Annotated in this window: 5 protein-coding genes; 3 read left to right on the top strand and 2 right to left on the bottom strand. The window is 65.3% G+C overall.

The annotated features are described in order from the left end of the window. The 3 genes from fhuB to EOB49_RS24875 all read left to right on the top strand — a co-directional run. Positions 1–1,746: Fe(3+)-hydroxamate ABC transporter permease FhuB (gene fhuB / locus EOB49_RS24885; RefSeq protein WP_127382541.1), on the top strand; the 1,746-nt coding region annotated here is incomplete at its 5' end. A 109-nt stretch (positions 1,747–1,855) separates the two neighbouring features. Beyond that, positions 1,856–3,580 (top strand): ABC transporter ATP-binding protein, encoded by a 1,725-nt coding sequence (locus EOB49_RS24880; protein ID WP_127382533.1) that lies wholly within the window; start codon positions 1,856–1,858, stop codon positions 3,578–3,580. Positions 3,581–3,616: 36 nt separating this feature from the next. Continuing rightward, positions 3,617–4,303: an isochorismatase family cysteine hydrolase gene (locus EOB49_RS24875; protein WP_127382532.1), complete on the top strand. Its 687-nt coding sequence runs from the start codon at positions 3,617–3,619 to the stop codon at positions 4,301–4,303. Between the two features lie 6 nt (positions 4,304–4,309). Here the strand turns inward: EOB49_RS24875 and EOB49_RS24870 are convergent, their stop codons facing one another. After that, positions 4,310–5,251: an LLM class flavin-dependent oxidoreductase gene (locus EOB49_RS24870; protein WP_127329836.1), complete on the bottom strand. Its 942-nt coding sequence runs from the start codon at positions 5,249–5,251 to the stop codon at positions 4,310–4,312. A 109-nt stretch (positions 5,252–5,360) separates the two neighbouring features. After that, positions 5,361–5,577: hypothetical protein (locus tag EOB49_RS24865; RefSeq protein WP_206526140.1), on the bottom strand; the 217-nt coding region annotated here is incomplete at its 5' end.

Below are 5,577 nucleotides of genomic sequence, written 5' to 3'. Positions count from 1 at the left end.
ATCATGCAGCATGTGCTGCGCAACCCGCTGGCCGAGCCGACCACTATCGGCACCAATGCCGGAGCGAGCCTCGCTTTGGCGGCCGCCACCCTCTACGCACCATGGCTGCTGGAAGGCGGCCGCGAAGGCGTGGCGCTGGCTGGCGGCGCGCTCGCCACATCAGCCGTTTTCGCACTGGCGCGCGGGCGCAGCTTTTCGCCAGTGTCGATCATCATCGCCGGCCTCGTCGTCAGCCTCACTTTCGGCTCGGCCGGCGCGCTGCTGATGGCGCTCAACCGCGAATACACCGAGGAGCTGTTCATCTGGCAGAGCGGCTCGCTGGTGCAGAATGGCGACGCGGCGGTCCTTGTTCTGGCGCCATGGCTGCTGGCCGGCATCTGCGCCGCGCTCCTGCTCTGGCGACCGCTACGCCTGCTCGACCTCAGCGACGACGGCGCGACATCGCTCGGCACCCGGCCGGCCGTCATCCGCCTTGCCGGCATGACAGTCGCCGTCTCGCTCAGCGCGCTGGTCGTCGCCGAGGTGGGCGTCATCGGTTTCGTGGCGCTCGCCGCCCCGGCGCTGGCGCGGCTGGCCGGAGCGCGCACGCTTGGCCGCCGTCTGGTCTGGTCGCCGCTGGTCGGCGGTGCCCTGCTCTGGCTCACCGACCGCCTGGTGCAGCATCTGCCGTTCACCGGCGAAATCCCCGCCGGCACCGCGACCGCTTTGCTCGGCGCGCCGCTGCTGCTGTTCCTGTTGCCGCGAATGCGAACCACCCCCGAAAGGCAGGCCGACATGGTGTCGTCGATACGCCTGCCGACAAACGGCCTGCCGTTGATCGCGGGCCTGCTGGCGCTCATCCTCGCGGTTGTCCTCGCCATCGGCTTTGGCCGTGGCGCAGGCGGTTGGCACTGGATCGCATCCGCGGATTTGACCGAGCTGCTTGCCCTGCGCGCGCCTCGCGTCGTCGTCGCCCTGTCGGCGGGCGTCCTGCTCGCCGTCGCCGGCACGCTGATGCAGCGCATGACCGGCAACCCGATGGCCGCACCCGAGGTCCTGGGCATTTCCGGCGGCGCCTCTTTCGGCGTGCTGGCGCTGCTGTTGCTCAGCCACAGCTTCGACCGCTCAACAATGCTCGGCGCGGCCTTGGCGGGCGCCTTGCTGGCGCTGGCGATCGTCGTTTTGGTCGGGCGGCGCAATGCCCTGTCGCCCGAGCGGCTGCTGCTTGCCGGCGTCGCCGTGGCGACGGTCGCGTCCGCCTTCGCCGCGCTGCTTCTGGCCAGCGGCGATCCGCGCATGGACTTCCTGCTCGCCTGGCTGTCGGGATCGACCTATCGCGCAACGCCAACGGATGCCTTCACCGCCGCAACGGTCGCGGTCGCCGTCCTCGCGCTGGCGCCGCTGACCGCGCGCTGGCTCGATATACTGCCGCTCGGCGAAACCGCCGCGCGTGGCCTTGGCCTGCGACTGGGACGTGTTCGCGCCACATTGCTTGCGCTCACCGCATTGGCCACCGCAACCGCGACATTGGTCATCGGCCCGCTGAGCTTCGTCGGCCTGATGGCGCCGCACCTCGCACGCATGCTCGGCTTCCGCCGCGCCGTGCCGCAGCTTCTGGCCTCGGCCATGACAGGCGGGCTGATCCTCGTTGCCGCCGACTGGGCAGGGCGGACGCTGATCTTTCCCTGGCAAGTGCCTGCCGGCCTCATCGCCGCCTTCGTCGGCGGCCCCTATTTCATGGCGCTGATGTGGAAAGGCAGGCAATGAAGTCCGTCCTGGCCTATTGCCGCCCTTGCGCTGCCGATTGTAAGCAGCGCCCACCGATGACGGCCGGCGCGCTCACCGCGCCCGTCAAGACAGCTTGCGGTTCACCTCGATGATCAGACGTTTCCTTTCCTACTACGCGCCCTGGAAGGGGCTGTTCGCGCTCGACTTCTCCTGCGCGGTGCTGGCCGGCCTGCTTGAACTCGGCTTTCCCATGGCGGTCCGCACCTTCGTCGACCAGCTGCTACCGCAGCAGGACTGGACCTTGATCATCATCGCGTCTGCCGGGCTGCTGGTGATCTACCTGCTCAACACCGTGCTGATGGCGGTCGTCACCTATTGGGGTCACATGCTCGGCATCAACATCGAGACCGAGATGCGGCGCAAGAGTTTCGACCATTTGCAGAAGCTGTCGTTCCGCTTCTACGACAACCACAAGACCGGCCATCTCGTCGGTCGCGTCACCAAGGATCTCGAGGAGATCGGCGAGATCGCGCATCATGGCCCCGAGGACCTGTTCATCGCCATCATGACCTTCGCCGGCGCCTTCGTGCTGATGTTCACCGTCAACATGCATCTGGCGCTGATCACGGCGGTGATCGTACCGCTGATCGCCTGGGTGACAATGCGCTACGGCGACCGCATGGAGCGCAACTGGCAGGCGCTGTACCGGCGCGTCGGCGATTTCAACGTCCGCATCGAAGAGAATGTCGGCGGCATGCGCGTCGTCCAGGCCTTCGCCAATGAGGAGCATGAGCGCACGCTGTTCGCGCATGACAACCAGCGCTACCGCCAGACCAAGCTCGACGCCTACCGCATCATGTCGGCCAGCAATTCGCTGAACTATATGGGCATAAGGCTGATCCAGCTCGTGGTCATGATCGCCGGCAGCTACCTCGTCATCACGGGAGGCCTAAGCAATGGCGGCTTCGTCGGCTTCCTGCTTCTGGTCGGCGTCTTCGTGCGGCCGATCGAGAAGATCAATTCGGTGATCGAGACCTATCCAAAAGGCATTGCCGGCTTCCGGCGCTACACCGAGCTGCTCGACACCGAACCCGACATTGCCGACCGGCCAGGTGCCGTGACTGTGGGCGGCCTCAAGGGCGACATCGAATATCGCGGTGTCAGCTTCGGCTATGGCGACGGCAAGCCGGTGCTCAGGGGTATCGATCTCACCATCCACGCCGGCGAAACCATCGCCTTCGTCGGCCCGTCCGGCGCCGGCAAGACCACCATGTGCTCGCTGCTGCCGCGTTTCTACGAGGTCAGCGCCGGCGCGATCAGCATCGACGGCATCGATATCAGGGACATGACGCTCGCCTCGCTGCGCGGCCAGATCGGCATCGTCCAGCAGGATGTGTTCCTGTTCGGGGGCTCGATCCGCGAAAACATCGCCTATGGCCGTCTCGGCGCCTCCGACGAGGCTATCGCCGATGCCGCGCGGCGGGCGCAGCTCGACGGCATGATATCGGGCCTGCCGGCCGGCTATGACACGATCATCGGCGAGCGCGGCGTAAAATTGTCCGGCGGCCAGAAGCAGCGGCTGGCGATCGCCCGCATGTTCCTGAAGAACCCGCCGATCCTTATCCTCGACGAGGCGACGTCGGCGCTCGACACCGAGACCGAGCGCGAAATCCAGAGGTCGTTGGCCGAACTTGCCGAGGGCCGAACCACGCTGGTCATCGCACACCGGCTGGCAACGATCCGCGGCGCCGACCGCATCGTCGTCGTCTCGGAGTCGGGCGTCGTCGAACAGGGTTCGCACAGCGAACTGCTCCGCGCCGGCGGCATCTATCGGCGCCTGCACGACGCGCAGCATCTGGTGTCGTCGCGCTGATCCACTATGGTGGCGGCCCAAAGCAGGGAGCCCCGGATGATCAAGGCGACGCCCTTCGACTTTCCCTATGACGGCAGGCTGGTGGCCGAAACCACCGCACTGATCGTCATCGACCTGCAGCAGGATTTCCTGTCGACGACAGGCTACTTCGCCAGGCAGGGATATGATCCCTCGCCTCTAAGGGCGATCCTGCCGACGGTGAGCCGGCTGATCGCTGCCGCGCGCAAGGCCGGCGTCAGGGTCATCCACACCAGGCAGGGCTATCGGGCCGACATGGCCGATATGACGCCTTACGAAAAATGGCGCCGCAAGCGCGCCGGTCTCGAGGGCACCGATATCCTGCTGCGCTCGGGCACGGGGTTCCAGATCGTTCCGGAGATCGACGTGGCGCCGCAGGACATCATTGTCGACAAGACCTGCAACAGCGCCTTCATTTATACGGATTTCGAGCTTGTCCTGCGCGCGCAAGGCATCACGCATCTCATGTTTTCCGGATGCACGACGGATGTCTGCGTCCACACCACGCTGCGCGAAGCCTGCGACCGGAATTTCCAATGCCTGACGATCTCGGACGCCTGCGCCAGCGGCGACAGACAAGCGCACGAAGCAGCCCTTCACATGGTGACGGTTGAAGACGGCGTCTTCGGCGCGCTAACGGATTCGAGCGCTGTCATTGAAGGCCTGTCGCGGCTTGGCGACAGGCCCGAGGCAACAAAAGGCTGAAGAACTTCAGCCCGTTGCCCGCGTCTCCAATCCTGCACGAGACGCATATGCCCCAGGCTGGAATGCCTCGTGTTCGCGACGCGCCAGCGAATTGCGCAGCAGAGCGATCGTTTCCCGGCCGAGCGTTGCGATCTCGCGTGGCGTATCGACGCCGACAATCATGAATTCATCGATCCCAAGGGCTGCATAAGCAAGCAGCGACAGGGCGGCCTGGGCTGGCGGCCCGGCAACATCGACCGCTTTGTGGCCGGAGGCGGAAGCACCTTGGTGAATCCCGACCGGAAGCGCGAAGCGCAGCTTGCCGGCCCGGCCATGTTCGGCGGCGGAGCGGCGCACCCGCTCCATCAATTGCCGGATCTCGTCGATCGAGCCGGGCGCCAATTCAAAGACATCGGCATGCCGGCCGGCAACTTTGAGTGCAGTTCCGGACTGCCCGCCCATGCGGATGACCAGGTCGGCGCCGTGCGGTCCCTTGCGCGGCACATAGCCGCCCTTGATGCTGTAGAACGTTCCTTCGTGGTCGAAGGGCCGGTCGTTCGACCACAGCCGCTTCAGCAGCACCAGATATTCGTCGATGCGCTGCCAGATGACGGTGTGCCCGACCGGCCGTGTTTCGGCGTCGGCGTCGCTCAGCGGCTCGCTGATCATTCTCAGCGCCAGGCGCCCGCCGCTTTTCCTGTCGATCGACGCCAGTTGGCGGGCCGCCACGGTCGGTTCGACCACGCCCGCCCAATGGGTGAGCACGACTTCCAGCGACGAGGTGCGATCGAGCACCTGGGCCGCAAGATCCATGTTGGTCAGCAGTCCGGCCGAATCGTCGATGACGATCTTGCGGAAGCCGCCATCCTCGATCAGCCCGAGCTTGGCCGCGGTCTCGGCAAAGTCGTAGAAAAAGGGAACCGCGGCATCGGCGGTCTTACCGGGGATATGCGTGAACTCGATCGGCATTGCCATGTCCTCCGTGGTGTCGGGCGCGCGAAAGCACGCCGAGGATTCGGTTCATTCAACTCCGATTGCCTGAAAGCGGTGGGCAGCTAAGCCCGGTCGATCCGACGACTCAGGGAATAAGGCCCAGTACGACTGCCCCGGTGAACACGAACGCAAGGGCAAAGACGAGATAGGCGAAAGCCCCGGCATAGGCCGGGCGAAAGGCCTGGGCATTGGCCGACCGCTGATCACTGCGATCCGTCTGGGCGTTCTGGATATAGGACATATCGACCTCCGTCTCGGCGGTTAATCTATAAAACTTGTAGACTTTGTCGATTGCTATTTTT

It is taken from the genome of Mesorhizobium sp. M7A.F.Ca.MR.148.00.0.0 (genome assembly GCF_003997735.1).
Lineage (GTDB): Bacteria > Pseudomonadota > Alphaproteobacteria > Rhizobiales > Rhizobiaceae > Mesorhizobium.
This window is presented reverse-complemented; position numbering and strand designations above follow the sequence as displayed.

Excerpts from the sequence above, each read along its gene's own strand:
- EOB49_RS24880 (WP_127382533.1), top strand. The coding sequence starts at position 1,856 with ATGATCAGACGTTTCCTTTCCTACTACGCGCCCTGGAAGGGGCTGTTC.
- EOB49_RS24875 (WP_127382532.1), top strand. The coding sequence starts at position 3,617 with ATGATCAAGGCGACGCCCTTCGACTTTCCCTATGACGGCAGGCTGGTG.
- EOB49_RS24870 (WP_127329836.1), bottom strand. The coding sequence starts at position 5,251 with ATGCCGATCGAGTTCACGCATATCCCCGGTAAGACCGCCGATGCCGCG.